This is a genomic window from Streptomyces gottesmaniae (assembly GCF_031845845.1).
Taxonomy (GTDB): domain Bacteria; phylum Actinomycetota; class Actinomycetes; order Streptomycetales; family Streptomycetaceae; genus Streptomyces; species Streptomyces akebiae.
This window is the reverse complement of the sequence record NZ_JAVRFJ010000015.1, coordinates 34,771-60,069: the sequence shown is the minus strand read 5'-3', so window position 1 is coordinate 60,069 and position 25,299 is coordinate 34,771. Positions and strand designations below refer to the sequence as shown.

Sequence of the window (25,299 nt, the reverse complement as noted above, 5' to 3'; positions counted from 1 at the left end):
CGCGGTCACGTCACGTGCTCGGCGTCGACCGCTGGACCGCCCGCACCCGCCGGTCGAACTCCCGGTTCAGCAGCGGGGTGAGCACACTGCCGAAGCGGGCCAGAGCGCGGGTGCCCGTGTCCGGGCAGATGGTGAAACGCCGCCGGTCGATGCCCTTCACGATCGCGGCCGCGACCTTCTCCGCCGTGAGCGGTCTGATCGTGCCGCCGACGACACGGGTCTCCTCCGGCTTCCATCGGTTCTCCTCGGCGAGCTGGGGAGTGTCCACGTCCGGCGGGAACACGACGCCGACATGCACCCCGCGCGGGGTCAGCTCGGCCCGTACCGACTCCATCAGGCCGCGTACGGCGAACTTGGCCGGCCCGTAGGCGCTGTAGCCGAAGATGCCGAGCAGCCCGGCGGCGGACGACACGGCGACCACGCTGCCGTGTCCGCGCTCCACCATGCCGGGGGCGACGGTGCGCACGGCATGGAGCGTGCCGAAGTAGTCGACCTCGATCATCTGCCGGAAGACCTCGTCGGACAGTTCGAGGAAGTGGCCCGGGCGGGCGAGCCCGGCCGAGGTGATCAGGATGTCGCAGGGCTGCGCCTGTTCGGCCTCCAGCTCGGCGATGGCACGGGTGAGGGCCGTCCGGTCGGCGACGTCGGCGGCCCGCGCGGCGACCGGGGCCCGGGTGTGGTCAGGGACCGGGGCGCCGGCGGCCGAGATCTTCTTCGCCGCCGCCTCCAGGCGCTCGGCGCCCCGCGCGACGAGCGAGACCTTCGCGCCGCGCGCCGCCAGCAGCCGGGCCGTGGCCAGACCGATGCCGCTCGACCCGCCGGTGACGATGACATGAGCCGAACTGATGTCCAGGGGGCGGGTGTTCCGCAGTCTCATGGTGGGGAGCGTAGCGGCTGAGGAGGCGGTCGGTCAGAGCCCGAGCCCCTGCACCATCTGGTCGACGACCACCCGACAGCGGGGCAACGGGCGCCGGTCCGTTCGCGCCGGCGCCGTGTCCTCGACGGAGCCTCTGTCGGCTCGGTTCGCAGGGGCCGGTAGGTCGGGTCGGTCCGCAGGGTCCGGTAGGTCGGTTCGGCCGGCCGGCCCCGTCGGGTGCGCTCGGGCCGGCCGGTCGCTTCGGTCCGCCGCGTCCGTCGGCGCGGCCACCGGGATCTCTCGCAGCCACTGCCGGACGACCCGCACCGGGAGGTCGTGGCGGCGGGCGGCCTCCCTCGGCGTGATCCTGCCGGAGAGGATGTGCGCGAGGGTACGGATCCGCTCGGTCGGGGAGATCTCCGGGGTCTTCGTGGAGGCGGTCAAGAGCTGGTCCTTTCCGTGGGCGTTCACCGGTGTCGCGGTCGAGCCGTCGGGACTCGGTACGGGGTGGCGCGGTACTCGGAACAGGGTCGTGAGCAGCTGAACAGGGTCGTGAGCAGCTTCGGTCCGTGCGGGGGAGTGGTCCTTGCGGTGGCGTTGCCCGCGACCGTCCGGAAGGTGAAGAACCTCGGTCGCGCCCTCGCCGCCCACCCCCTGCCCGCCCTCACCTTCTCGGCCGAGTACCGGGCCGACCCCTCGTCAGTCCTCCCGCGCACGGGTCGGTCACGGCGGAACTCGAACGCTCCACCCCGCATGCCGCGCACCCCCGGTCCCCCGAAACTGACCCCATGCCAGGACAGCCCAGCCGCATCGAGGACTACGCTCTCATCGGCGACCTCCTCACCGCCGCCCTCGTGGGCAAGGACGGCAGCATCGACTGGCTCTGCCTCCCCCGCTTCGACTCGCCCGCCTGTTTCGCCGCCCTGCTCGGCGACGAGGACAACGGCCGCTGGCGCATCGCCCCCGCCGACGAGGACGGCCCGTACGCCCGCCGCCGCTACCGCGACGACACGGCGATCCTGGAGACGGAGTGGGAGACGACGACCGGCCAGGTCCTGGTCACCGACTTCATGCCGTGCCGCAAGACCGGCGCCCCCAGCGTCGTCCGCATCGTCGAAGGTCTCTCCGGCACCGTCGACATGCGTATGGACCTGCGGCTCCGCTTCGACTACGGGCGTGTCCTGCCCTGGATGCGCCGCCGCGGCGGCGCGCTGACGGGCACCGCCGGACCCGAGTCGGTGTGGCTGCGCACGCCCGTGCGGCCGGTCGCCCACGGCACGGCCCACACCGCCGTCTTCCCGGTCACGGCGGGCGAACGGATCCCCTTCGTGCTGACCTGGCACCCCTCCCACCTGTCCGCACCGCACCAGGTGGACGCCTTCGAGGCACTGCGCAGCACCGAGTCGTACTGGCGCCGCTGGCTGCGCAGACTCACCTACGACGGGCCCTACCGTGACGCCGTCGCCCGCTCCCTGATCACCCTCAAGGCCCTGACGTACCAGCCGACCGGCGGCATCGTCGCCGCCCCGACCACCTCCCTGCCGGAGGAGATCGGCGGCGTCCGGAACTGGGACTACCGGTTCTGCTGGCTGCGGGACGCGGGCATGACGCTGGAGGCCCTGCTGCGCAGCGGCTTCAAGGCGGAGGCGGACGCCTGGCGTGCCTGGCTGGAGCGGGCCGTGGCGGGGCGGCCCGAGGATGTGCAGATCATGTACGGCATCGCGGGGGAGCGGCGACTCACCGAGTGGGAGGCCGACTGGCTGCCGGGCTACGAGGGGTCGCGCCCGGTGCGGATCGGGAACGCCGCCGCCGGTCAACGTCAGCTCGACGTCCCCGGTGAGGTGATGGACGCCATCCATCTGGCGATCGGCTGCGGACTGCGCCCCCGCAAGCATCTGGTCGCGCTCCAGGCGGTGTTCCTGGACCACCTGGAGCGGGTCTGGTCCGAGCCCGACCAGGGGCTGTGGGAGATGCGCGGCGCCCCCCGCCACTACACGCACTCCAAGGTGATGTGCTGGGTCGCCTTCGACCGGGCGGTCCGGCTGGCGGAGGCGCACGCCCGTCCGGGCCCCGTCGACAGATGGCGCGCCGTCCGTGACCGTATCCACCGCGAGGTCTGCGAGCGGGCCTACGACCCGGAACGCAACACCTTCACCCAGTCGTACGGCTCCCGGGAGCTCGACGCCGCGCTGCTGCAGATCCCGCAGACCGGGTTCCTGCCGCCGGACGACCCGCGGGTGATCGGCACCGTCGAGGCCGTGCAGCGCGAACTCCTCGCCGACGGGCTGGTGGCCCGCTACTCGGCGGGCACCGCCGACTCCCCGGACGGCCTCACGGGCGGTGAAGGGGCCTTCCTCGCCTGCTCCTTCTGGCTCGCGGACGCCCTGCGGATGATCGGCCGGGAGGACGAGGCCCGCGCCCTGTACGAACGGCTGCTGGAACTGCGCAACGACGTCGGACTGCTCGCCGAGGAGTACGACCCCCGCGCCCGCCGCCAACTGGGCAACTTCCCGCAGGCGTTCACCCACGTCCCGCTGATCCGGGTCGCCTACGAACTCGACCTGCACGCCCCGCACGCCCGCCGGGAGAACCCGAGGAAGGCACCGGATGTCCACCCCTCGGACGACGTGACCGATCCTCGGACACCCCCTTGACGCGAGGCGTGGGCGGCTCGACACTCCAGGTGGGGTATTTCCTAGTGAACGGGTAGGGAATGATGGGGCGCCTGGAGCCGGTGGTCACTCGTGTGCCGCGCACGCGCCGGCAGTGCCTTCTGCTGACCTCCCGCCTGCACATCGATCTGCTGCGCGTCTGCAGCGCCGGAAGCCCCCCGCGCTGACCGCGCCGAGCCGACCGAGCCGCCGGCATGGCACGCCGCGGCGCCCACGCGTCCGCGTGCTCGCCTCGCGACCGTTCCCTCTCGTCGTCGCGCCACCGCGCTGCCGCGCCACCACGTACCAGAGCCTCCGGGGAGACTGATGTCCGCCATGCCCGTCCATGCCCTGAACGCCGTCCCGTCGTCGCGCCCCCTGCCCTCCTTCCGCGGCAGGATCGGCTGCGACGCGCGCAGCGGCCACTACGCCGTCCCCGGCCGCTACCGGCTGCATCTGTCGCTCTCCTGTCCGGGCGCCCTGCGCATCGCCGTCGTCCACAGCCTCCTCGGGCTGGCGGACGTCTGTCCCGTGACCCTGCTGCCCGCCGTGCCCGACGGCCCCGACGGCGAGCACTCCGCGCTGCGCCCGCTGTACGAGGCGAGCGCCCACCGCTACCCCGGAGCGGCCGTGGCGCCGGTGCTCAGCGACGACTGGTCCGGACGCATCGTCAGCACCCACGCCCCCGACATCACGCGCGACCTCGCCCGTCGCTTCGGCGCCGCCCGGCCCGAGTTGTACCCGCAGGGCGCGGAGGTCGAGATCGAGGGGGTCGCGCGCCTCTGCGAGCAGGGCATGGACGGTGCGGCACAGCGCGCCGGACGCGCCGACGCCGACGACCTGGAACGCGGCGACGCACTCGGCTCCCTGCTGCGTACCCTGCGCTCCCTGGACGCCCGGCTCGCCGGGCAGGAGTACATCCTCGGCGAGCAACTCACCGTCGCGGACGTGGAGTTGTGGGTGTCGCTGGTCCGGCTCGACACCGTGCACCGCTGGCACCTGGACGCCTCCGCCGTGCACCGCGTCGCCGACCATCCGCACCTGTGGGCGTACGCGCGCCGCCTGGCCGCCCATCCCGCCTTCGGCCCGCATCTCGACCTCGACGGCATCGCCCGCCGTCACCACGCGGACTGTCGGGGCCTGGAGGCGGCCGGCGCGGCCGTACAGATCCTGGACTGGGCCTCCCACGTCCCGGACCAGGGTGTATCGACAGGCGGACAGGTGTCCCATGTGCTGGACTGACGTTGACAGCCGCCCGCCGGGCCTGAGTTACTTACGGCCACCCGATGAGCACGAGGCCCGCAGGGCCGGAAGACGATGGTGACGGACATGGACGCGACCCAGAGGCCCGCCGCATGGCGCCGCCACGGTCGCGTGCCGCTCTGCGCCGACCGCGCCGTCGATCTGCTCCGGGTCAACAGCGCACTGTGTAGCGCACGTTAGCGCGCGGCCGGGCCCCGCCCGGCGCCGCGCTCCCGTCGAGGCTGACGGTTCCCCGAACCCCTGAGGCACCGCACCAGCGGTCCGCCCTCTCCGCCAGCCCCGGTGCCGTGCGCATCCGTGTGTCTCACGTGCCTCTGCACGGCGAGCGTCGTCCGCTCGCCGTACGGCCGAAGCCGCCTGCGTCGCCCGGGGTTCTCGACACTCCTCCGGAGCCCTTGATGAGTGAACTCCCAGGCGCCGCCGTGTCCTTGACCGAGGCGCCGCCGCCCGCCGACGACGTCCCGTCGAAGCGGCTCGCCGCCCAGCGGGTGCTGCCGCCGCGTCGCCCCGGCCGCTGGATCGCCACCGCGATCGTGCTGGTCCTCGCGGCCCAGTTCGTCCACGGACTGATCTCCAACCCCTTCTACCAGTGGGACCGCTTCGCCTACTGGTTCCTGCGGCCGGCCATCCTCGACGGACTGCTCATCACCCTCGAAGTCACCGCCTACAGCGCGGTGCTGGGCCTCCTCGGCGGCATCCTCCTCGCCCTGGCCCGGCTCTCCGACAGCCCGGTCCTGCGCTCGGTGAGCTGGGTCTACATCTGGGCCCTCCGCTCGATCCCCCTGATCGTGGTCCTGTTGTTCCTGTACAACTTCAGCGCCCTCTACCGGACGCTCAGCCTGGGCGTCCCCTTCGGTCCGGCGTTCTTCACCTTCGACGAGTCGCGCCTCGCCACCGACATGGCCGTCGCCGTGATCGGCCTCAGCCTCAACGAGGCCGCCTACGCCGCCGAGGTCGTCCGCGGCGGCATCCTCTCCGTCGACCAGGGCCAGCACGAGGCGGCCTCCGCGCTCGGGCTGCCGAAGGGCTACCGGTTCCGCAGGATCGTCCTCCCGCAGGCGCTGCGCTCGATCACGCCGAACTACGTCAACCAGCTGATCGGCCTGATCAAGAGCACCTCGCTGGTCTTCTACGTCTCCCTGCTCGACCTCTTCGGCACCGCCCAGGCCATGGGCTCGACCTATCCCGGCGACATCGTGCCGCTGCTGCTGGTCTCCACCGTCTGGTACCTGATCCTCACCAGCGTCGTCTCCGTCGTCCAGTTCTACGTCGAGCGGTACTACGCCCGGGGCGCCACCCGCACCCTGCCGCCGACGCCGCTACAGAGACTGCGGGCCGGGACCAGTGGCCTCCGGGCCCGCATCCGCAAGGAGGCCGCCGTATGACCACCGGGACCCGCGCCCACGAGGCCGCCACCGTCGAGGTGCACGGCGTGCACAAGTGGTACGGCACCCACCGCGTGCTCAACGGCGTCGACCTGACCGTACGGCCCGGCGAGGTCACCGTGATCCTCGGCCCGTCCGGCTCCGGCAAGTCCACGCTGCTCCGGGTCATCAACCACCTCGAGAAACCCGAGATCGGCCATGTCAGCGTCAACGGCGAACTGATCGGCGTACGCAGACACGGCGACCGGCTGAAGGAACTGAGCGAGCGGGCGATCCTGGCCCAGCGCTCCCGGATCGGCTTCGTCTTCCAGAACTTCAACCTCTTCCCGCACCTGACCGTGCTGGAGAACGTGGCGGCGGCGCCGGTGGCCACCGGGAAGCTCGCCAGCAGAGAGGCCGACGTCTTCGCCCGCGAACTCCTGGACCGGGTCGGCCTGGCCGACAAGGCGGGCGCCCGTCCACGGCAGTTGTCGGGCGGACAGCAGCAGCGCGTGGCCATCGCCCGCGCCCTGGCCCTGCGACCCGGCCTCATCCTCTTCGACGAGCCGACCTCCGCGCTCGACCCGGAACTCGTCGGAGAGGTCCTGGAAGTCGTCAGGGACCTGGCGAGGAGCGGCACCACGCTGGTGATCGTCACCCACGAGATCGGCTTCGCCCGGGAGATCGCCGACCGGGTCGTCTTCATCGACGACGGCCGGATCGTCGAACAAGGGCCGCCCGCGGAGCTGCTGGACAGGCCGCGGCACGAACGGACCAAGGACTTCCTCAGCAGGGTCCTCTGATCCCCGAGCACCCCCTCGGCACTCCCTCCCCCACACACCGCCCGCACCATCCCCTCGAACGACAAGGACAGCCATGCCCGAGCACACCCGGTTCTCCCGGCGCAGCCTGCTGCGCGGTATCACCGCGGCGACCGTCGCCGCCACCCTCACCACCGGCCTCGCCGCTTGCGGGGGCGACACCGAGGCCGCCACCCGGACCGACGCCGCCGGCACGGTCACCGTGGGACGGCTGGCCAACGGTGCCGCCGAGGAGACCGAGATCAAGGTCTCCGAGGTGAAGTCCATCAGCGCCAAGCTGCCCGCCGCGATCAGGAAGAGAGGCAAGCTGGTGATCGGTTCGGGCACACTGCCGTCCGGCAGTCCGCCGCTCGGCTTCATCGGCAGCGACCAGAAGACCGTCACGGGCTCCGAGCCCGACCTCGCCAGACTCGTGGCGGCCGTGCTCGGTCTCGAACCCGAGATACGCCAGTCGACCTGGGAGAACCTCTTCATCGGGATCGACAGCGGCAAGGTCGACGTCGGGTTCTCCAACATCACCGACACCGAGGAGCGCAAGCAGAAGTACGAGTTCGCCTCCTACCGCAGGGACGACCTGGCCTTCGAGACCAGGAAGGACAGCGACTGGGACTTCGACGGCAATTACGAGAACCTCGCCGGGAAGACGGTCACCGTCGGCAACGGCACCAACCAGGAGAAGATCCTGCTGGAGTGGAAGGCGAAGCTGGCCGAGAAGGGCGAGAAGCCCCTCACCGTCAAGTACTTCCAGGAGAGCAACAGCATCTACCTGGCCCTCGACAGCGGCAAGATCGACGCCTACTTCGGCCCCAGCCCCAACCTGGCCTACCACGCGGCCAAGACCGCCGGCACGCCCCAGGCGACCCGCATCGCGGGCCAGTTCTCCGGCGCCGGTGCGACCCTCCAGGGCCTGATCGCCGCGACCGCGAAGAAGGGCAGCGGCCTCGCCGAGCCGCTGGCCGAGGCCATCAACCACCTGATCGAGAACGGTCAGTACGCCGAGTGGCTGAAGTCCTGGAACCTCTCCGACGAAGCGGTGCGGAAGTCCGAGGTCAACCCGCCGGGTCTGCCCCTCACCGACTCCTGACGCCACGTCACTCCCAGCGCGCCACGGCACCCGTCTCGGCAAGGATTGGCATACAACGTGTCCCCAGCAGACTCTTCCCCCGCCTCCCCGTCCCTCTCCCCGACCGTGTCCTCTTCCACCCTGCACCTCGCGGTCGCCCTGGACGGCACCGGATGGCACCCCGCCTCCTGGCGCGAGCCGACGGCCCGCCCCCGGGAGGTGTTCACCGCCGGTTACTGGGCCGACCTCGTCGCCGAGGCCGAGCGCGGACTGCTCGACTTCGTGACCGTGGAGGACGGTCTCGGCCCGCAGTCCTCGCGCTTCCCGGACCCCGACGAGCGCACCGACCAGGTCCGCGGCCGACTGGACGCCGTCCTGATCGCGGCCCGGATCGCCCCTCTGACCCGGCACATAGGCCTCGTGCCGACCGTCGTGGCCACCCACACCGAGCCCTTCCACATCTCCAAGGCGATCGCCACCCTCGACTACGTCAGCTCCGGCCGCGCCGGCCTGCGGGTGCGGATCTCCGCCCGGCCGAACGAGGCTGCCCACTTCGGCCGCCGCACGATTCCGAGGATCGAGGCATACGACAGCCCGGACGCCCAGGAAGCGGTGACCGAGCTGTTCGACGAGGCCGCCGACCACGTCGAGGCCGTGCGTCGCCTCTGGGACAGCTGGGAGGACGACGCGGAGATCCGGGACGTGGCCACCGGCCGGTTCGTCGACCGCGACAAGCTGCACCACATCGACTTCGAGGGCCGCCACTTCAGCGTCAAGGGGCCCTCCATCACCCCCCGCCCGCCGCAGGGCCAGCCCGTCGTGAGCGCGCTCGCCCACGGCACCGTCCCTTACCGGCTGGTGGGCCGCCAGGCCGACGTCGGCTATGTCACGCCGCACGCCGCCGGCGAGGCGCGCGCGATCGTCGCCGAGATCCGGGCGGAGCAGCGGTCCGCCGGACGCGCCGACGAGCCGCTGCACATCTTCGGCGACCTGGTGGTCTTCCTCGACGACGACCCGGCCGAGGCGGCGGCCCGCCGGGAACGCCTCGACACACTCGCGGGTGAGCCGTACCGCGGCGACGCCCGTGTCTTCACCGGCACCCCGGCCGAACTGGCCGACCTGTTGCAGGAGTTGGCGGGCGCCGGCCTCTCCGGCTTCCGGCTGCGTCCCGCCGTGCTCGGGCACGACCTCCCGGCGATCACCCGAGGGCTGGTTCCCGAACTCCAGCGCCGAGCCGCCTTCCGCCACGCCTACGAGGCCGACACCCTGCGGGGCCTGCTGGGCCTGGCCCGCCCCGCCAACCGCTACGCCGCCGCGACGGCCTGAGCCGGACGGAGTCCCACCCCATGAGCAAGCCCCTGAAGCAGATCCACCTGGCCGCCCACTTCCCCGGCGTCAACAACACCACCGTGTGGAGCGATCCCGAGGCCGGCAGCCACATCGAGTTCAGCTCCTTCGCGCACTTCGCGCGCACCGCCGAACGCGCCAAGTTCGACTTCCTGTTCCTCGCGGAGGGCCTGCGGCTGCGTGAACAGGCCGGGCAGATCTACGACTTGGATGTCGTCGGCCGCCCCGACACCTTCACCGTCCTCGCCGCGCTCGCCGCCGTCACCGAGCGCCTCGGACTGACCGGCACCATCAACTCCACCTTCAACGAGCCGTACGAGGTGGCCCGCCAGTTCGCGAGCCTCGACCACCTCACCGACGGACGCGCCGCCTGGAACGTGGTCACCTCCTGGGACGCCTTCACCGGTGAGAACTTCCGCCGGGGCGGTTTCCTGCCACAGGAGAAGCGTTACTCGCGGGCCAAGGAGTTCCTGGCCACCGCGACAGAACTCTTCGACTCCTGGGACGGGCACGAGATCGTCGCCGACCAGCAGGCGGGCGTCTTCCTGCGGGACGCCAAGGCCGGAGCCTTCGTCCACAGCGGCCGGCACTTCGACATCGAGGGCCGGTTCAACGTCCCGCGCTCACCGCAGGGTCGGCCCGTGATCTTCCAGGCGGGCGACTCGGAGGAGGGCCGCGAGTTCGCCGCGTCGAGCGCGGACGCCGTCTTCAGCCGGTACGCGAGCCTGGAGGCGGGGCAGGCCTTCTACACCGACGTCAAGAACCGCCTCGCCCGCCACGGCCGCCGCCACGACCAGTTGCTGATCCTGCCCGCGGCCACCTTCGTCCTGGGCGACTCCGACGCCGAGGCCGCGGAACTCGCCAGGGAGGTACGCCGTCTCCAGGTCAGTGGCGCCACGGCCATCAAGCACCTGGAGTTCGTCTGGAACCGGGACCTGTCGTCCTACGACCCCGACGGCCCCCTCCCCGACATCGAACCGGACACCGGCGACACGCACATCTCCCAGGGCCGCGCCCAAGTGCGCATGTACCGCGACCCGTTGGCCACCGCCCGGGAATGGCGGGAGCTCGCCGCGGCCAACGGCTGGTCCATCCGCGACCTCGTCATCGAGACCGGCAACCGCCAGAGCTTCGTCGGCTCACCGGAGACCGTCGCACGGAGCATCAACCACTACGTCCAGTCCGACGCCGCCGACGGCTTCATCCTCGTCCCCCACCTCACTCCCACCGGCCTGGACCCCTTCGCCGACCGGGTCGTCCCCCTCCTCCAGGAACAGGGCGTCTTCCGCACGGACTACGAGGGCACGACCCTCCGCGACCACCTGGGCCTGGACCCGCTGCCGCCGCCGCTGTCCTAGCCGGGGCCGTGGCGCCGGGCGGCGCCCGCTGACCGGCGCCGCCCGCTGACCGTCGGCACGGGCCGGGGGAGTGCCGTCGGCCGGGTCATGAGCACAGTCCGCCACATCGCGCATACTGACTGTCAGTCAGCTCTCTTCGCACCCACCTCCGGGAGGAACGGCGATGACCACACGGATGCTCCTGCGCTCGGGCTATGTCGTCACCATGGATCCGGCCATCGGTGACCTGCCCCGGGGCGACATCCTCATCGAGGACGGCACGATCACGGCGGTCGAGCCACGGATCGACGCGGACGTGGACGCCGAGGTGCTCGACATGACCGGCCGCATCGTCATCCCGGGTTTCGTCGACACCCACCGCCACACCTGGGAGGCGCCGATCCGGGGCTGCGCCCCCGACGCCACCCTCGACGACTACTTCGTCGACGTCCTCGACACCTTCGCGCCCGTCTACACCCCCGAGGACGTGTACGCGGGCAACCTGGCCGGCACCCTGGAGTGCCTCAACGCGGGCATCACCACCCTCGTCGACTGGTCCCACATCAACAACACGCCCGAGCACCCGGACGCCGCGATCCAGGCGCTGACGGAGACCGGCATCCGGGCCCAGTACGCGTACGGGAGCGCCAACACCTCCCTCGCCGACTACTGGTTCGACAGCAAGATCGCGGTACCCGGCGACGACGTCCGCCGGATCCGCGCCGAGCACTTCGCCTCCGACGGCGGCCTCCTCACCATGGCCCTGGCCACCCGGGGCCCCGGCTTCTGCACCGACGACGTCGTCACACGGGAGTGGGGACTCGCCCGCGAACTGGGCATCCCGATCACCGTGCACGTCGCCATGGGCCGTCTGGCCGGACGGTTCGGCATGGTCAGGCAACTGGGCCGGCTGGGCCTGCTCGGCCCCGACACGACCTACGTCCACTGCTGTTACCTCGGTGAGGACGAGTGGCGGATGGTGGCCGACAGCGGTGGAACGGTCTCCATCGCCGCCCAGGTGGAGACGCAGATGGGGCACGGCTGGCCGCCGGTGATGCAAGCGATCGAACACGGACTGAGGCCGTCCCTGAGCATCGACGTCGTCACCACCGTGCCCGGGGACATGTTCACGCAGATCCGCGCCGCCTTCGGTGCCGAACGCGCCCGGGTCAACGCCGACTGCTGGCAGGCCAACCTGCCCGTCCCCTCCACCATGTTGACGGCACGTCAGATGTTGGAGATCGCCACGCTGAACGGCGCACACGTGGCCGGCCTGGAGGACCGCACCGGCTCCCTCACCCCCGGCAAGCGCGCCGATGTCGTCGCCCTCGACGCCACCGCCCTCAACATGGCGCCCGTGCACGACGCGACCGCCGCCGTGACGCTCAGCGCGGACGTCTCCAACGTCGACACGGTCATCGTCGACGGCGTGATCCACAAGCGCGACGGCAGGCTGCTCGCCGACGTCGACCGGGCCCGCCGCCTGGTCGAGGAGTCACGCGACCGGCTGCTCGCGGCCGTGGCGGCGGAAAGGCGCGACACCTGACGGACCGTGCGATACGCCGGACCGCTGGGGCACCCGCCGCCGGGGTGGGGGTACTGGCCGGGCAAGGCGGTCTGCGCCGGTGGAGTTCCGGTTTCACCGGCCCGGTATGTGCGCTGCCTCGAACAGGCGCTTGGTCATGCCGAGGTGTTCATACGTCGCGATGGCCGGCGCGTTGCCGGTGAGCACCATGAGCGCGGCCCGGCCGTGGCGGCGGACGAGGGCATCCAGGACGAAGCCGCACACGGCTCGCGCCAGACCGCGCCCCGGGCGGCGGGATGGGTGATCACCCCTGCCATGAATCCGCACCCGGCGGCGGACCACGCGTCCGCCGCCACCGCCAGCGGTTCCGCCCCGGCGCCGCCGTGCACCTCGCCGGAGACCCCCGCCCAGCGGCGTACGCCGGCGCGTCCCGGCTGGGCGTAGGAGTCGGGGAAGAAACGGTCGAACAGCGACGTCGCCTCTTTCTCCTGCCTGGCGTCAAGCCACCGCACGCCCGCGGCAGCAGCACCAGAGGGGGAGGTGGTCTCCATCCAGAAGAAGGTGTGAACCGGCAGCAGTCCGGGCAGCTGTCGCACCAGCGCCTCGATCAGAGGCGCCTCCCCCAGGAGCCGGTAGGACGGCCCGACTTCGTCCAGGACCCGTCGCACCAGCACGGCCGCGTCGGCACTGTCCCCCCGGACCGCGAGCCGGTCCTGTTGCGGGCTCGGGCTCGCCACCGCCAGCGCCGCGCCATGGCGCCAGGCTCGCACCCCCGGGCCCAGGCTGTCGCCGCCTTGTCCCTGAGCGGCCCAGATCGGCTGCCCGTCGCCGGCCGCGGTCCGCTCGACGTCGCTGAGTCGTTCGAGTTCCTCCACGCCCCGTGCCTACCAGACCGGCCGTACTGTGGTGAATCCGGCAAGATCCGCTTGTGAGCCCATCCATGGTGACGTTGCGCAAGCTCGCGCTCGACGACTGGCAAGCAGTGCACTCCTGGGCCGGCCTTGAGGAGGCTTGTCGCTACCAGCCGTGGGGTCCGAACACGAGGACCAGACACGCACGTTCGTGCGAACCGCCGTCGAAGCCTGGTCACACGACCATCAGCAGAGATTCGCCTACGTCGCTCGCTTCGAGAGCGAACTCGTCGGCATGGGTGAGCTGCACATTCGTAGCCGTCGCAATCTCGCGTCGGCTCGGTTGCCAGGCAAGCTCGGCACGACGTACGAGGGGAGGCATCGCCACACCGCGTCGATCCGGGACGGCTGGCGGGACTCCGAGATGTTCAGCATCCTCGAAGCGGAATGGCGGCCGCAGGTCGCAGCGTGGACCCCCGCCAGCCCGTTGAGCTGCCCGCAGCGGAAAGCTCGCCCTCGGCGCAACACAACGCCGGTCCTCACGACCACAACGGGGCATGAGGACCGACGTCGCGTTCAGCTCAAGGATGCGCCGACAGTGTCCCCTGGGGTGGCGGGGACGTGGCCGGGCCGCCGTCAGTCCTCGCGCGGCCAGTTCTCGGCCTCGAACATCCAGCGCTGCTTCTCCAACTCGTAGGTCAGCGAGATCAGCAGGTCCTGGGTGACCTTGTCGGCCTCCTCGGTCGCGTCGATCCGCTTCCGCAGCCGTCCGATCGCCGTCTCCAGCGCCTCCACCAGCAGTCGTACGACCTCGGTGTCCCGGAGCCAGCCCTCCTTCGGCCCCTGCAGATCGAAGCGTGCCGCCACCGTCTCCGGCCGGCCGTCCGGGGAGACCCCGAGCGCGGCCGCCCGTTCGGCGACCTGGTCGGCGTAGGACCGTGCCGTGGACACCACCTCGTCGAGCTGGAGGTGGATCGAGCGGAACCTCGGCCCCACGATGTTCCAGTGGGCCTGCTTCCCTATCAGCGACAGCCCCAGCAGATCCACCAGGCTCTCCTGCAGCGCATCGCCCGCGATCCCGCGGGCGGGCTCGGGAAGCGTGCTCCTCACCATTGTCATCTACGCGTCACTCCTCATCGTTGGGTACCGGCGAGCGCTTCGTGCCGGGCGGCGTCGGCGCTCCCGGCTCTGCGGAGCAGGTCCGTGCGTTCCTCCTCGCCCATGCCGCCCCACACGCCGGCCGTCTGCCCGTTGCCGAGCGCCCAGGTGAGGCACTCGCGGCGCACGGGGCAGCGGCGACAGACACGTTTGGCGGCGGCGACGTCGTCGAGCGCCGGTCCTGTGGTGCCCACGGGGAAGAACAGTTCGGGGTCCTCTCCCACGCAGGCCGCTCTCCGCAACCACTCCATGCGGGGCCGGGTGCCCAGCGAGGAGGACGGAAAACGCGGGCTCAGCGACCCAGTACGCCGTCGACGAACTCCTTGACGTCCGCGAGCACTTCGCTCCGGTTCGTCTCGTTGAACACCTCGTGCCGGGCGCCCGGGTAGACACGCTCGGTCCACTCGGTCCCCCGGAGGTCCTCGATCCCCGTACGGCTGCCGGGCAGCGGCACGATCCGGTCGTCGTCGCCGTGCAGCCACAGCAGCGGGAGCGGACCGATGGACCCGCCCTTCGAGATCGTCTCCAGGGCGCGGTCGACGGCCTCCAGCGTCGGCCGCTTGAACGGGCCGTGCCACACCAGCGGATCGTTCGCGTACAGGGCGCCGACCGCCATGTCCCGCGAGAGCAGCTTCGGGTCGAGCGGCACCTCGGGCACCTCGGGCTGCGCGAGCAGCGCCCGCAGCGGCTCCCAGATCCCGATCAGCGGCGCGGACAGCACGACCGCCGCGAGCCCGGCCCCGTACCGCTGGGCGTACCGCGCGCCGATCAGACCACCCAAGGAATGACCGATCAGCACCACCGGCAGCCCCGGATACGCGGCCCGCGCCAGCACCTCCACGGCGTGCACATCGGTGACGACGGCCTCGAAGTCCTCGATCAGCACCCGCTCGCCCGCCGACCTGCCGTGCCCCATGTGATCGGGACCGAACACCGCCGCACCGTGCCGCACCAGAGCGTCGGCCACATGCTCGTACCGGCCGATGTGCTCCCCGTAGCCGTGCACCAGGAGCACGACGTACCGCGCCCCCTCGCACGGCCATTCCCGCGCGGTGACACCGCCCCGCGTACCGGCGAAGCTGTGCTCGCGCGAGTCGGCCATGACTCCTCCAACTACGTCGGTGAAGGTACCCGGTGGATCTTGCCAGCCCCTCCGACGACGGTCCATGGGCCGTCCGGGGCCAAAGCGCCGACCCGGGCGGCGGCGAGGAGCCCCGGGCACCGACCGCGCGGCGGCAGGGTCAACTGGCGAGACGGTCGTGTCGCGCGCCGATAGGTGCGCATACCATCGGACCCCGCATGAACACGATGACTCTCTGGCACCTGTCCACGGCCGAGTTCGCGGCCCTCGCCTTCGCCGCCCTGCTCGTCGGCTTCTCGAAGACCGCCGTGAGCGGTGCCAACACGGTCAGCCTCGCGATCTTCGCGGCCGTCCTGCCGGCCCGCGCCTCGACCGGCGTCCTCCTGCCGATCCTGATCGTCGGCGACGTCCTCGCGGTGCTCACCTACCGCAAGCACGCCCACTGGCCCACCCTGTGGAAGCTCTTCCCGGCGGTCGGCGCGGGCGTCGTCCTCGGCACGCTGTTCCTGATCCGGGCCGACGACCAGATCGTCCGTACCTCCATCGGCGCGATCCTGCTGCTGATGACGGCGGTCACGATCTGGCGCCGCCGCACGGTGGACAAGGACGACGAACCCGACGCGATCACCACACGCGCCGGCCGCGTCAAGGCCCGTTCGTACGGCGTCCTCGGCGGCTTCACCACCATGGTCGCCAACGCCGGCGGCCCCGTGATGTCGATGTACCTGCTCTCCGCGGGCTTCCGCAAGCTCGGCTTCCTCGGCACCTCGGCGTTCTTCTTCCTCATCGTGAACGTCTCCAAGGTCCCGTTCAGCGTGGGTCTGGGACTCATCGACGGGCACTCGCTGCTGCTGGACGCCGCGCTCGTCCTGTTCGTCGTACCGGGCGCGTTCCTCGGCAAGTGGGCGGTGAACCGGATCAACCAGAAGCTGTTCGAGCACCTGGTGATCGCGGCGACGATCGTGGGCGGTCTGCAGCTTCTGCTCCGCTGAGCCCTCCCCGACCGCCCAGCGTCCGGACCGGCTCCGCGCGGCGCTACCGCTGTCCGGGCCGGGCCGTCGTGTGCCCGTCCCCGTCCCCGTCTCCCGCTCCGCTTCCGTCTCCCTCGCCGTTTTCGTTCCCCTCTCCGTTCCCCGCTCCGTTTCCGCGCAGCCGGGGCGCCGAGCTCCCCGCGTCCACCGCCTGCCCCTCACGTTCCACGACACCGGCCAGATCCCGGGCCCAGGCACCCACCAGGGCCAGCTCGATGCCGTACGGACGCCACCGTCCGCTCTCGGCACCCCACGCCTCGACGGCCCCGGCCCCACGGCGCAGCAACCGGGCCCCGCCCTTGACGTTGCCGCGCGCCGAGTGTGTGAGCCCCACCGCGAGCTGGGCGAGGCCACGCCACAGCGGGCGTTCCTCGTCGGGCCCGGACTTCCAGGCGTCCTCGAAGACCTCATGCGCGTGGAACGGCTTCCCCGCGTCCAGCAGCGCCTGAGCCTCGACGACCGTCTCCTCGGGCCTGCGCACCACCCCCTCGGGCTGCCGCTCCACACCCGACGCCCCGTACGGCAGCGGGCGCCCCAGCCCGTCCCGGGGCCGCGCGCTCCGCGCCCGCCCCTCCTCGTCCCGGTCCCGCTCCGGCGCCGTCCCGTCCTGTGCTGTCCCGCTCATGCCTCGATTGTCCCTCGACGCTCACACCGGCCGCGGGGCAGTGGCCGACGTACGGTAAAGTTCTCAGTGCGCGATCACGCGGTTCTCCGCGGACAGCGCACCGGGACGTGGCGCAGCTTGGTAGCGCACTTGACTGGGGGTCAAGGGGTCGCAGGTTCAAATCCTGTCGTCCCGACTTTACGAAGTCGCAGATCAGGGTCGTTTCAGAGCAATCTGGAGCGGCCCTTCGATCGTTCCTGGGGCACGGGATCGGGTAGTCGCCGCGAAGCGTACGCACCGCCATGCCGAAACTGCGGCCGGTGTCGCCCCTGACCATCAGTTCGACGGGCCAGAGGGCCGTCGGTCACTGCCTGGGTCACTGCCTGATCGACCCAGCCCCGATCGTCCTTCGCGACTCGGCTCAATCGGCTCCATGGTCGCGAGCTACTGTCGCGCGCATGGTCGAACACGATGCTCTCCGTGCCACCAGCAAGGCCTACGACGCCGCTGCCGTCACCTACGCGGAGCTGGTCCGCGACTCGCTGGATGAACGTCCTCTGGATCGCGCCATGTTGAGCGCCTTCGCCGAGGTGGTCCGCGGTACCGGGGACGGTCGGGTCGCGGATCTGGGGTGCGGGCCCGGCCATGTCACCGCTCATCTGGTCGAGTCGGGGCTGGCGGCCTTCGGCATCGATGCCTCTCCCGCGATGATCGAGCTGGCTCGGCTGGCCCATCCGGAGCTGCGGTTCGACGTGGGCTCGATGGCCGGGTTGGACATCCCCGACGGCGAACTGGACGGCGTCCTCGCACGATGGTCCGTCATCCACACTCCACCTCGGGAACTCCCCGCCCTGCTGGCCGAGTTCCATCGGGTGCTGACACCTGGCGGACACCTGCTGATCGGCTTCTCGGCGACCGACGGCCCGGCCCACCCGACGCAGGTCTTCGACCACGCCGTCGCGCCGGCCTACCGGTGGTCGCCCGACCACCTCGCCGCGCTGCTGCGCGAGTCCGGGCTTGCCGAGGTCGCCCGGCTGGTGCGTGAGCCGGAGCCCACCGACCGGCGGCAGTTCCAGGAGGTCCACCTGCTCGCCCGCAAAGGCGTGACAGCGTCCTCCTGACGGGACGGCGGGCCGCCGAAGGGGCCTGTGTTCGGCCGGATGCGGTCTGTGCACGGAGGGGCGAACCCCAGTAGTTTGTGCGACCGTCGCGTCCTGGGGGGTCTCGTGAACGGTCTCCGTGCGGTCATCGTCTGTCTTGCGATCACGTGTGCCGCGGTGACGTCACCGGGCGCGGTGGCGTCACCCGCCGTGGCCGTGACGTCGGCCGCGACCGGTGACACCAGCGCCGGTGCGGCCCCGAAGCCGAACTGGTCGGCGCTGGCGGTGCCGGCGGCGGCCCCGCCGGTGACCGTGGCCGATCTCGCAGCCCGGGGGCCCGGCGAGGCATGGGCGACCGGCTCCGAGCAAGCCGCCGACGGGCCACGGCCCACGTTGTACCGGTGGGACGGCACGACATGGAGCCGTGACACCACCTTCCCCGGCGCCGACGCCCCGGGCCGCCTCGGCAAGGTGCAGTTCGTCGACGACGAGGTGTGGATCTTCCACGAACGCGCCGGGGCGGGCGAGATCCTGCGCCGGTCGGCGGGCGCGTGGAGTGCCGTACCGCTGCCGCAGGCCCTGCGCGTCTACCAGGACTTCACCGCCGTACCGGGCGCGGCATGGGTGGTCGGCGAGGACGACACCGGACTGAAGGTGCTGCGACACGACGGTTCCGGCTGGACCGCACAGCCCACCCCGGACGGTGTGCTGTACCTGATGGGGATCACCGCGCGCACCGCCGACGACGCCTGGGCCTGGGCGGACACCAGCACCGGGACCACCGTGCTGCGCTGGGACGGCACGGCGTGGCGGGACGCGAACGTGCCGCTGCCCCCGAACAGCAACGTGCACACGATCCTGCCCGAACCGTCGGGGCGGGTCACGATCGGGGGCAGCCGGTACACCGACGGTGTGGTCGACACCTACCTGATGACCTTCGACGGGCACACCTGGCGCACCACCCACCCCCCGCTGGGCGACACCTACACCGAGGGCATGGTCCGCGGCCCGGACGGCGCCCTGTGGCTGCCGGTGCGCAGCGACCGCGCGTTCCAGTCCAAGTACGCGCGGGTGCAAGGCCGGCGAACCACCTACTCCTACGGCCCGGAGCGCACGAACGCGATCGACGTCGAACCGCGGGCCCTGGCGAAGGCCGGGCCCACGCTGCTGGCCTTCGGCACCGTCGAGATCTACGGCTCCAAACCGAACCTGATGAGCGAGCGGCTGGGAGGCTGACCATGGCACGCAGACTTCTCGTCACCGTGCTCGCCGTCACCATGACCTTCTTGGCCCTCATGACCTCCGCCGCGGCGGACCCCCTGTCCTGGCGACATGTTCCGGTGCCGCCCCAGGTACGCCCGCAGGCCGGGCTGAACGAGGCCGTGGCGTTCGGGCCGGACCGCGCGTGGGCGGTGGGCGCCGACGCCGTGGGGCGCGAGGCGCCGGGCTTCCCGCTGGTCCTGCGCTGGGACGGCAGCGCGTGGCAGCGTCACACGCTGCCCGGGATCGGCTGGCAGGGAGAGCTGCTGTCCGTCGCCGCGACCTCACCGACCGCGGTCTGGGCGGTCGGGCGCGACTCGGCGGGAGGTGCCCGTCTGCTCCGCCACGACGGCACCGTCTGGCGCGAGAGCCGCCCACCGAGCGGTGTCGTCCTGACCAAGGCCGTCGCCGGTGGCGGTGAGACCTGGCTGATCGGTTCCCGGGACGGCGCCCAGGTACTGCTGCGCTGGGACGGGCGAGGCTGGCGCGACCTGCCGGTGCCGCCGGGAGCGGTGTACGGCCTGCACATCCTGGCGGCCGACGACGTCTGGGCCGCGGGCGCCACCGTCTCGGGCGCGGCCGTGTCGCACTGGGACGGGCAGACGTGGAAGCAGACGATCGTGGACGGGTTCCCGCGCTCGGCCGTCGGCAGCGTGCTGGCGGTCTCGTTGACGGAGGTGTGGGCGGGCGGCACTGCCGGGTTCGTCGGCGGCCCGGTGGGACGGCCGATTCCGCCGCTGCTGGTCCGCTTCGACGGGCAGACGTGGAACCGGGTGACCGTGCCCACCGACTTCGGCGGGATCACGTCACTGGCGCCCACCACGTCCGGCGCGCTGGGCTGGGTCGCGGTCTCCCGGTCCCAGAAGTGGGGCCCGCCGGGCAGCTACCCGCCGTTCGTCTCCGGGCCGGACCTCCTCGCCTGGGACGGGCAGACGTTCACGGGGTACGACGAGCCGGCGGTGGCGGGGGAGGGCGACTCCTCGCTGCTGCGGCTGGCGCCGGTGCCGGGCACGGAGTCGGTGTGGTCGGTCGGCCGGGCCGACGGTCCCGAGGGCACGTTCGCGCCACGCGTCCTGCGGTTCGGCTGAGGGCGGGGACCCGGTTCCGTCACACCCGGGTTCTGCCCGCGACGGGCTGCGGGGCGAAGGGACGCAGCAGGTCCGCGCCGGGCCGGACCATGCCGTAGCTGCTCTCGGGAACCTCGTTCCAGGCGCCGGGCAGATCGCCCAGGGGCTCGGAGACGATGAGGCGGGTGTCGTCGGAGACTTTCTGCAGGAAGGCCACGTCGGGGTGGAGCGAGCGCAGCGTCTCCACGCGGGTGCTGTAGAACAGCGAGCGTGACGTCTTCTGGCTGGAGTAGCGGAAGGCCCACAGCGACTGGCCGTTCGTGACGGCCACCGTCATCTGCAACGGGTACTCCACCCCGTGCTCGTGACCGATCTGCTCCACCAGGCCCGCCATCCGCGCGACGGCACCCGGAGGGTCGTCCTCCAGACCGTAGGTCAGCGCCAGACGGAACATCAGCTCGGAGTCCGTGGACCCCTCGATGCCGGCGAAGAGCTCCGGGTCGACGGCCAGGGAGAGGTCCCGCCGCAGCAGATGGAAGTCGGCGATCGCCCCGTTGTGCATCCACATCCAGCGGCCGTGCCGGAACGGATGGCTGTTGGTCTGCTGCACCGCCGTACCCGTCGAGGCCCGGATGTGGGCGAAGAAGAGCGGGGAGCTGACATGGTCGGCGATCTCCCGCAGGTTGCGGTTGCTCCAGGCCGGACCGATGTCGCGGAAGACCGCAGGGGTCTCCAGGCCCGGCGTGTACCAGCCGACGCCGAAACCGTCACCGTTGGTGGTCTCCACGCCCAGCCGTGAGTGCAGACTCTGGTCGATGAGGGAGTGGGTCGGCCTGTAGAGAATGGTGTCGAGCAGGATGGGCGTTCCCGAGTAGGCGAGCCACCGGCACATCGACCAAGCACCTCCTGCCGAGCGGGCTGAACGGGGAAGCAGCATTCCCATGGTCGTGCGGACGCCCGTTGATCGCCACACGACGGGATCGCGCGGCCGTCCCGGCTGTCGGCGCCCTCGCGCCGGTACGCGCAGGCTCAGCGCGCATGCTCAGCTCCGATAACCCCGCAGTTTCCGGTACAGCGTGGCGCGGGCGATGCCCAGGGACGCGGCCGTGCGGGCCTTGTTGCCGCCGTTGCGGCGCAGGGCCTCCAGGATGGCGGAGCGTTCGGCGTGCTCCATGGGGCTGAGCCGCCGTGCCGCCGGACCCTCGCGGACGTGGTCCGGCAGTTCGGCGCGGCGGACGGGCCCCGACGCACGCCGCTGCTCGGCCAACGCCCGGACGACATGGACGAGTTCGGTGACGTTGCCGGGCCACGGATGCCGTTCCAGGGCGCGCAGGGCGTCCAGCGTCCAGGTGAGCGGGGGCTGCCCGGGAGCCGGCTTCGGAGCCAGGGCGGCCAGCAACTCCCTGATGTCCTCCGGGCGTTCACGCAGCGCGGGCAGGCTGACCGAGCGGGCGGCCAGGGTGTCCAGGAGCCGCTGGAGGCAGGGTCCCGGAGGGGCTCCGGGTGTGTACGTGGCCAGCAGGGGGGTGCCCGGAGCTGTTTCGAGCAGTGCGTTGAGGGTCGCGGTGTCGGGCTGTGCGAGACGCTCCGCATGGCGGATGAGGAGCGCGTGCCCCTCCTTCAACGCCTCGATCGCTGATCCGAGTTCGCCCTCCGCCGCGTCGACGACCAGCAGCTCGTGAGCGAGTTCGTGGGCGAGCGCGGTCTTTCCGGTGCCGCGTTCGCCCACCAGCAGCAGCGGCTCCGGTGACCTGGCCAGCTCCGTGGCGCGACCGACCGCGTGCAGCCAGGGCACCGAGCGCCCTGCCAGCGCCACGACACCCCGCCCGACCGGTGCGACGGCGTCGGCGCGGAGCGCCTCCAGGACGGCCACCGCTCCGATGACCGCCCCCCGGTGCGACACCGGGGCGACCGTCGCGGAACACCGGACGCCGTCCGGAAGCCGCACCCGGTACGCGCCCGCGGCCGTGCCCACGTCCGCAGCTGGGTCGGTGCCCACGTCCGCAACCGCAACCGCAACCGTGCCCGTGCCCGCGTCCGCAGCCATGCCCGTGCCCGTGCCGGCCACGGACCCACCCTGCCCAGTGTCCCCCGCCGGGACCGCTGCCCCCCGGCCCTCCACGTCCCGCAGCAGCGCGACCACGCCCCGCTCCAGCGCCTCCAGCCCTTCCGGTGACAACAGCCGCGCCGCGGCCTCGCTCACCAGCCGGTTACGGCCGTCGAGAGCGACCACCGCCTGCCCCCGCTCCCGCGCCGCCCGCAGATAGGCGTCCAGCAGGACCCGCTCGGCCGGCCGCGACCGGGCCAGGAGCTCCGCCTCCACGGCACCGGCGGCCGCCTCGGCGAGGGAGGCCCACGGATGCGGGGCACACTCGGCGCACAACTCGGAGGTGACCGTCACCGTGCCCACGGTCCGCCCGGTCTCCGGCCCGAGCACGGGGACACTGACCGCGGACACGTCCTGCCACAGATCGAGGAAGTGCTCCGGGCCGTGCACCTCGGCGCGACGGCGGGTACGCAGCGCCAGCGCCGCGCTGTTGTGGCCGACCACCTGCTCGGAGAGGTCCTCGCGGTACGGATCGCCCGGTGCGCACCCGGTGGCCCACAGCACCCGCAGCCGCTCGTCGGTCAGCAGGAGCGCCGTTCTCCCGGTGCCCACGGCGGGGGACAGCCGTTCGAGCACCGGCCGGGCCGCCGCCAACAGGACCGACTCCTGCGGTCGTACGCCGTCGGGACGCCCTTCCTCCGGCCGTACCCCATCGGGACGGTCGTCGTCAGGTCGTACGCCGTCAGGACCCTCGTCGTCAGGTCGCACTCCGTCGTGCCGTACCCCGTCGTGCCGTACGCCGAAGAACCGGGCACGCCTCCACGCGGCGACGATCTCCTCCGGCACCCCGTCCGGCAGTCGGCGTCCTTCGAGGAACGACTCACGGGCCCTGCGCAGCGACGCCAGGGCGGGGGCGACGGGGCGATGCTCTGCGGTGGTCACGACACCACTCACCGTACCCGGCGTGGTTGAAGAGGCAACAACCACCCCGAGCAAACCGCGCGCACTGTCTCTTATTGAGACACCCACGCCCCCGCGCCGCACTCCATGATCTTGAACGATCGGTGCCTGTCCTCATTCCCTGGAGCGTCTCCCGTGCACACCGTCGAGCCCGATGTCGTGACCGACGTACTGATCGTGGGCAGTGGCCCCGCGGGCGCCTCCGCCGCACTCGCCCTGAGTACCTACGGCGTCCCCAACATCGTGGTCACCCGTTACGCGAGTCTCGCCGACACGCCCCGGGCGCACATCACCAACCAGCGCACCATGGAGGTGCTGCGCGACCTCGGTGTCGAGGAGGAGGTCGTCGCGAAGGCCACCCCGCAGCGGCTGATGGGCGACACGACCTTCTGCACCAGCCTCGCGGGGGAGGAACTGGGCCGGATCCGCTCCTGGGGCAACGATCCGCTGGTCCAGGCCGCGCACGAACTGGCCAGCCCCACCCGGATGTGCGACATGCCGCAGCACCTGATGGAGCCCGTGCTCGTCGACGCGGCCGTCGCACGCGGCACCCACCTGCGCTTCGGCACCGTCTACAAGTCCTTCGTCCAGGACGACGACGGCGTCACGGTCACCGTCGAGGACCGGCTGCGCGGCGACGAGTACACCATCCGTGCCAAGTACCTCATCGGCGCCGACGGCGGCCGCTCCCAGGTCGCCGAGGACGCCGGGCTGCCGATGGGCGGTCAGATGGGCGTGGCCGGCAGCATCAACATCGTCTTCGACATGGACCTGTCGAAGTACACCGCGCACCGCCCGTCCACCCTCTACTGGGTGCTGGCCCCCGGCGCCACCGTCGGCGGCATCGGGGCGGGCCTGGTGCGGTGCGTGCGCCCCTGGAACGAGTGGCTGATCGTCTGGGGCTACGACGTCACCGCGGGCGCCCCCGACCTGACCACGGAGTACGCCGAGTCGATCGTCCGCAGGCTGGTCGGCGACGACGAGATCCCGGTGACCGTCAAGTCCTCCTCCGCCTGGACCGTCAACGAGATGTACGCCGAGACCTACTCCCACGGGCGGGTCTTCTGCGCCGGTGACGCCACCCACCGCCACCCGCCGTCCAACGGCCTCGGCTCCAACACCTCCATCCAGGACGCCTACAACCTGGCCTGGAAGCTCAAACTCGTCCTCGACGGCACCGCGTCCCCCCGGCTGCTCGACACCTACACCGCCGAACGCGCCCCGATCGGCAGGCAGATCGTCACCCGCGCCAACAAGTCCATCGGCGAGACCGCCCCCGTCTTCGAGGCGCTCGACGGGCTCTCTCCGCAGACCCCCGAACAGCTGTGGGCCAACATCGCCGCCCGCAAGGACGACACCGAGGCCGCCGAGAAGCAGCGGGCGAAGCTCCGGGAGGCGATCGCGTTCAAGGTGTACGAGTTCAACGCGCACGGCGTCGACCTCAACCAGCGGTACTCCGCAGAGAGTTCCTCGGCGGTCGTCCCCGACGGCACGCCGGACCCCGGTTTCGACCGCGACCCCGAGCTGTACCACCAGCCGACGTCCCGCCCGGGAGCCAAACTCCCGCACGCCTGGATCACCTGCGGCACCCGTACCCTCTCCACCCTCGACACCGTCGGCCGGGGCCGCTTCACCCTGCTCACCGGCATCGGCGGCGCCCACTGGCTCCGGGCCGCCGGTGCCCAGGACCTGGAGATCGCCACCGCCGTCATCGGCCCCGGCCAGCAGTACGAGGACCCGTACGGCGACTGGGCACGGCTCCGGGAGGTCGCCGACGGGGGAGCGCTCCTCGTACGGCCGGACGGGTACGTCGCCTTCCGCCACGCGACGGCGGCCGCGTCCCTGGAGGACGCCGAGCGGTTGCTGACCGGGGCGGTCCGGCGGATCCTCGGGCACGGCTGACCGGAGAGGAC

22 protein-coding genes and 1 tRNA gene are annotated in these 25,299 nt (G+C 71.8%); 14 read left to right on the top strand and 9 right to left on the bottom strand.

Annotation, left to right across the window (positions count from 1 at the left end; translation table 11 throughout):
- Nucleotides 1-10: 10 nt before the first annotated feature.
- Nucleotides 11-877 (bottom strand): SDR family oxidoreductase, encoded by an 867-nt coding sequence (locus RM704_RS18530; protein WP_052146241.1) that lies wholly within the window; start codon nucleotides 875-877, stop codon nucleotides 11-13.
- A gap of 33 nt (nucleotides 878-910) precedes the next feature.
- Nucleotides 911-1,300: a hypothetical protein gene (locus RM704_RS18525; protein ID WP_033529971.1), complete on the bottom strand. Its 390-nt coding sequence runs from the start codon at nucleotides 1,298-1,300 to the stop codon at nucleotides 911-913.
- A 344-nt stretch (nucleotides 1,301-1,644) separates the two neighbouring features.
- On the opposite strand from RM704_RS18525, the gene RM704_RS18520 reads away from it, so the two are divergent.
- From RM704_RS18520 to RM704_RS18485, 8 genes are all read left to right on the top strand, one after another.
- Entirely contained in the window at nucleotides 1,645-3,510 is a 1,866-nt protein-coding gene (locus tag RM704_RS18520; protein WP_052146240.1) for a glycoside hydrolase family 15 protein, read from the top strand.
- Nucleotides 3,511-3,834: 324 nt separating this feature from the next.
- Nucleotides 3,835-4,749 carry a glutathione S-transferase C-terminal domain-containing protein gene (locus RM704_RS18515; RefSeq protein ID WP_033529534.1) on the top strand — a complete coding sequence of 305 codons (915 nt, stop codon included), beginning with the start codon at nucleotides 3,835-3,837 and terminating at the stop codon, nucleotides 4,747-4,749.
- A 419-nt stretch (nucleotides 4,750-5,168) separates the two neighbouring features.
- Complete coding sequence (locus tag RM704_RS18510; protein WP_033529533.1) at nucleotides 5,169-6,155, top strand: amino acid ABC transporter permease; 987 nt, start codon at nucleotides 5,169-5,171, stop codon at nucleotides 6,153-6,155.
- Nucleotides 6,152-6,937, top strand: coding sequence for an amino acid ABC transporter ATP-binding protein (locus RM704_RS18505; protein WP_033529532.1), 786 nt, complete (start codon nucleotides 6,152-6,154; stop codon nucleotides 6,935-6,937). The genes RM704_RS18510 and RM704_RS18505 overlap by 4 nt, the downstream gene beginning before the upstream one ends.
- A 73-nt stretch (nucleotides 6,938-7,010) precedes the next feature.
- Nucleotides 7,011-8,039 carry an ABC transporter substrate-binding protein gene (locus RM704_RS18500; protein WP_033529531.1) on the top strand — a complete coding sequence of 343 codons (1,029 nt, stop codon included), beginning with the start codon at nucleotides 7,011-7,013 and terminating at the stop codon, nucleotides 8,037-8,039.
- Between the two features lie 105 nt (nucleotides 8,040-8,144).
- Nucleotides 8,145-9,344: an LLM class flavin-dependent oxidoreductase gene (locus RM704_RS18495; RefSeq protein WP_311590852.1), complete on the top strand. Its 1,200-nt coding sequence runs from the start codon at nucleotides 8,145-8,147 to the stop codon at nucleotides 9,342-9,344.
- A 20-nt stretch (nucleotides 9,345-9,364) separates the two neighbouring features.
- Entirely contained in the window at nucleotides 9,365-10,723 is a 1,359-nt protein-coding gene (locus tag RM704_RS18490; protein WP_033529529.1) for an NtaA/DmoA family FMN-dependent monooxygenase, read from the top strand.
- Between the two features lie 163 nt (nucleotides 10,724-10,886).
- The gene (locus tag RM704_RS18485; protein ID WP_033529528.1) at nucleotides 10,887-12,248 is read left to right on the top strand and encodes an amidohydrolase family protein; all 1,362 of its coding nucleotides are present in this window, start codon (nucleotides 10,887-10,889) and stop codon (nucleotides 12,246-12,248) included.
- 134 nt (nucleotides 12,249-12,382) lie between these two features.
- On the opposite strand, the gene RM704_RS18480 is transcribed toward RM704_RS18485, so the two are convergent.
- The 4 genes from RM704_RS18480 to RM704_RS18465 form a co-directional block, all read right to left on the bottom strand.
- Nucleotides 12,383-13,102, bottom strand: a complete 720-nt coding sequence (locus tag RM704_RS18480; RefSeq protein ID WP_311590851.1) for a GNAT family N-acetyltransferase — start codon at nucleotides 13,100-13,102, stop codon at nucleotides 12,383-12,385.
- A 612-nt stretch (nucleotides 13,103-13,714) separates the two neighbouring features.
- A complete protein-coding gene (locus RM704_RS18475; RefSeq protein WP_033529527.1) occupies nucleotides 13,715-14,197 on the bottom strand; it encodes a Dps family protein in 483 nt (160 codons plus the stop codon).
- A 14-nt stretch (nucleotides 14,198-14,211) separates the two neighbouring features.
- Nucleotides 14,212-14,487, bottom strand: coding sequence for a WhiB family transcriptional regulator (locus RM704_RS18470; RefSeq protein WP_033529526.1), 276 nt, complete (start codon nucleotides 14,485-14,487; stop codon nucleotides 14,212-14,214).
- A 41-nt stretch (nucleotides 14,488-14,528) separates the two neighbouring features.
- The gene (locus RM704_RS18465) at nucleotides 14,529-15,338 is read right to left on the bottom strand and encodes an alpha/beta hydrolase (protein WP_033529525.1); all 810 of its coding nucleotides are present in this window, start codon (nucleotides 15,336-15,338) and stop codon (nucleotides 14,529-14,531) included.
- A gap of 197 nt (nucleotides 15,339-15,535) precedes the next feature.
- Between RM704_RS18465 and RM704_RS18460 the strand changes: the two genes are divergently transcribed.
- Nucleotides 15,536-16,309: a sulfite exporter TauE/SafE family protein gene (locus tag RM704_RS18460; protein WP_033529524.1), complete on the top strand. Its 774-nt coding sequence runs from the start codon at nucleotides 15,536-15,538 to the stop codon at nucleotides 16,307-16,309.
- Nucleotides 16,310-16,352: 43 nt separating this feature from the next.
- Here RM704_RS18460 and RM704_RS18455 read toward each other — a convergent pair whose 3' ends face one another.
- Complete coding sequence (locus RM704_RS18455; RefSeq protein WP_078937271.1) at nucleotides 16,353-16,973, bottom strand: DUF309 domain-containing protein; 621 nt, start codon at nucleotides 16,971-16,973, stop codon at nucleotides 16,353-16,355.
- Between the two features lie 101 nt (nucleotides 16,974-17,074).
- Here RM704_RS18455 and RM704_RS18450 point away from each other — a divergent pair.
- The 4 genes from RM704_RS18450 (at nucleotide 17,075) to RM704_RS18435 (ending at nucleotide 20,400) form a co-directional block, all read left to right on the top strand.
- A tRNA-Pro gene (locus tag RM704_RS18450) sits at nucleotides 17,075-17,148 on the top strand.
- Nucleotides 17,149-17,410: 262 nt separating this feature from the next.
- Entirely contained in the window at nucleotides 17,411-18,073 is a 663-nt protein-coding gene (locus tag RM704_RS18445; RefSeq protein WP_033529523.1) for a class I SAM-dependent methyltransferase, read from the top strand.
- 105 nt (nucleotides 18,074-18,178) lie between these two features.
- Complete coding sequence (locus RM704_RS18440) at nucleotides 18,179-19,288, top strand: hypothetical protein (RefSeq protein WP_033529968.1); 1,110 nt, start codon at nucleotides 18,179-18,181, stop codon at nucleotides 19,286-19,288.
- 2 nt (nucleotides 19,289-19,290) lie between these two features.
- Complete coding sequence (locus RM704_RS18435; RefSeq protein WP_033529522.1) at nucleotides 19,291-20,400, top strand: beta propeller repeat protein; 1,110 nt, start codon at nucleotides 19,291-19,293, stop codon at nucleotides 20,398-20,400.
- A 19-nt stretch (nucleotides 20,401-20,419) separates the two neighbouring features.
- Here the strand turns inward: RM704_RS18435 and RM704_RS18430 are convergent, their stop codons facing one another.
- Complete coding sequence (locus RM704_RS18430) at nucleotides 20,420-21,271, bottom strand: class II glutamine amidotransferase (protein WP_033529521.1); 852 nt, start codon at nucleotides 21,269-21,271, stop codon at nucleotides 20,420-20,422.
- Between the two features lie 150 nt (nucleotides 21,272-21,421).
- Entirely contained in the window at nucleotides 21,422-23,368 is a 1,947-nt protein-coding gene (locus RM704_RS18425) for a helix-turn-helix domain-containing protein (protein ID WP_078937270.1), read from the bottom strand.
- Between the two features lie 153 nt (nucleotides 23,369-23,521).
- On the opposite strand from RM704_RS18425, the gene RM704_RS18420 reads away from it, so the two are divergent.
- A complete protein-coding gene (locus tag RM704_RS18420) occupies nucleotides 23,522-25,288 on the top strand; it encodes an FAD-dependent oxidoreductase (protein ID WP_033529519.1) in 1,767 nt (588 codons plus the stop codon).
- Nucleotides 25,289-25,299 lie beyond the last annotated feature (11 nt).

Bases quoted from the DNA above. Each gene is read 5' to 3' on its own strand.
- RM704_RS18460 (WP_033529524.1), top strand. From the start codon at position 15,536: ATGAACACGATGACTCTCTGGCACCTGTCCACGGCCGAGTTCGCGGCC.
- RM704_RS18515 (WP_033529534.1), top strand. From the start codon at position 3,835: ATGTCCGCCATGCCCGTCCATGCCCTGAACGCCGTCCCGTCGTCGCGC.
- RM704_RS18475 (WP_033529527.1), bottom strand. From the start codon at position 14,197: ATGACAATGGTGAGGAGCACGCTTCCCGAGCCCGCCCGCGGGATCGCG.
- RM704_RS18510 (WP_033529533.1), top strand. From the start codon at position 5,169: ATGAGTGAACTCCCAGGCGCCGCCGTGTCCTTGACCGAGGCGCCGCCG.
- RM704_RS18455 (WP_078937271.1), bottom strand. From the start codon at position 16,973: ATGAGCGGGACAGCACAGGACGGGACGGCGCCGGAGCGGGACCGGGAC.
- RM704_RS18485 (WP_033529528.1), top strand. From the start codon at position 10,887: ATGACCACACGGATGCTCCTGCGCTCGGGCTATGTCGTCACCATGGAT.
- RM704_RS18500 (WP_033529531.1), top strand. From the start codon at position 7,011: ATGCCCGAGCACACCCGGTTCTCCCGGCGCAGCCTGCTGCGCGGTATC.
- RM704_RS18435 (WP_033529522.1), top strand. From the start codon at position 19,291: ATGGCACGCAGACTTCTCGTCACCGTGCTCGCCGTCACCATGACCTTC.
- RM704_RS18520 (WP_052146240.1), top strand. From the start codon at position 1,645: ATGCCAGGACAGCCCAGCCGCATCGAGGACTACGCTCTCATCGGCGAC.
- RM704_RS18430 (WP_033529521.1), bottom strand. From the start codon at position 21,271: ATGTGCCGGTGGCTCGCCTACTCGGGAACGCCCATCCTGCTCGACACC.
- RM704_RS18465 (WP_033529525.1), bottom strand. From the start codon at position 15,338: ATGGCCGACTCGCGCGAGCACAGCTTCGCCGGTACGCGGGGCGGTGTC.
- RM704_RS18530 (WP_052146241.1), bottom strand. From the start codon at position 877: ATGAGACTGCGGAACACCCGCCCCCTGGACATCAGTTCGGCTCATGTC.
- RM704_RS18490 (WP_033529529.1), top strand. From the start codon at position 9,365: ATGAGCAAGCCCCTGAAGCAGATCCACCTGGCCGCCCACTTCCCCGGC.
- RM704_RS18505 (WP_033529532.1), top strand. From the start codon at position 6,152: ATGACCACCGGGACCCGCGCCCACGAGGCCGCCACCGTCGAGGTGCAC.
- RM704_RS18470 (WP_033529526.1), bottom strand. From the start codon at position 14,487: ATGGAGTGGTTGCGGAGAGCGGCCTGCGTGGGAGAGGACCCCGAACTG.
- RM704_RS18445 (WP_033529523.1), top strand. From the start codon at position 17,411: ATGGTCGAACACGATGCTCTCCGTGCCACCAGCAAGGCCTACGACGCC.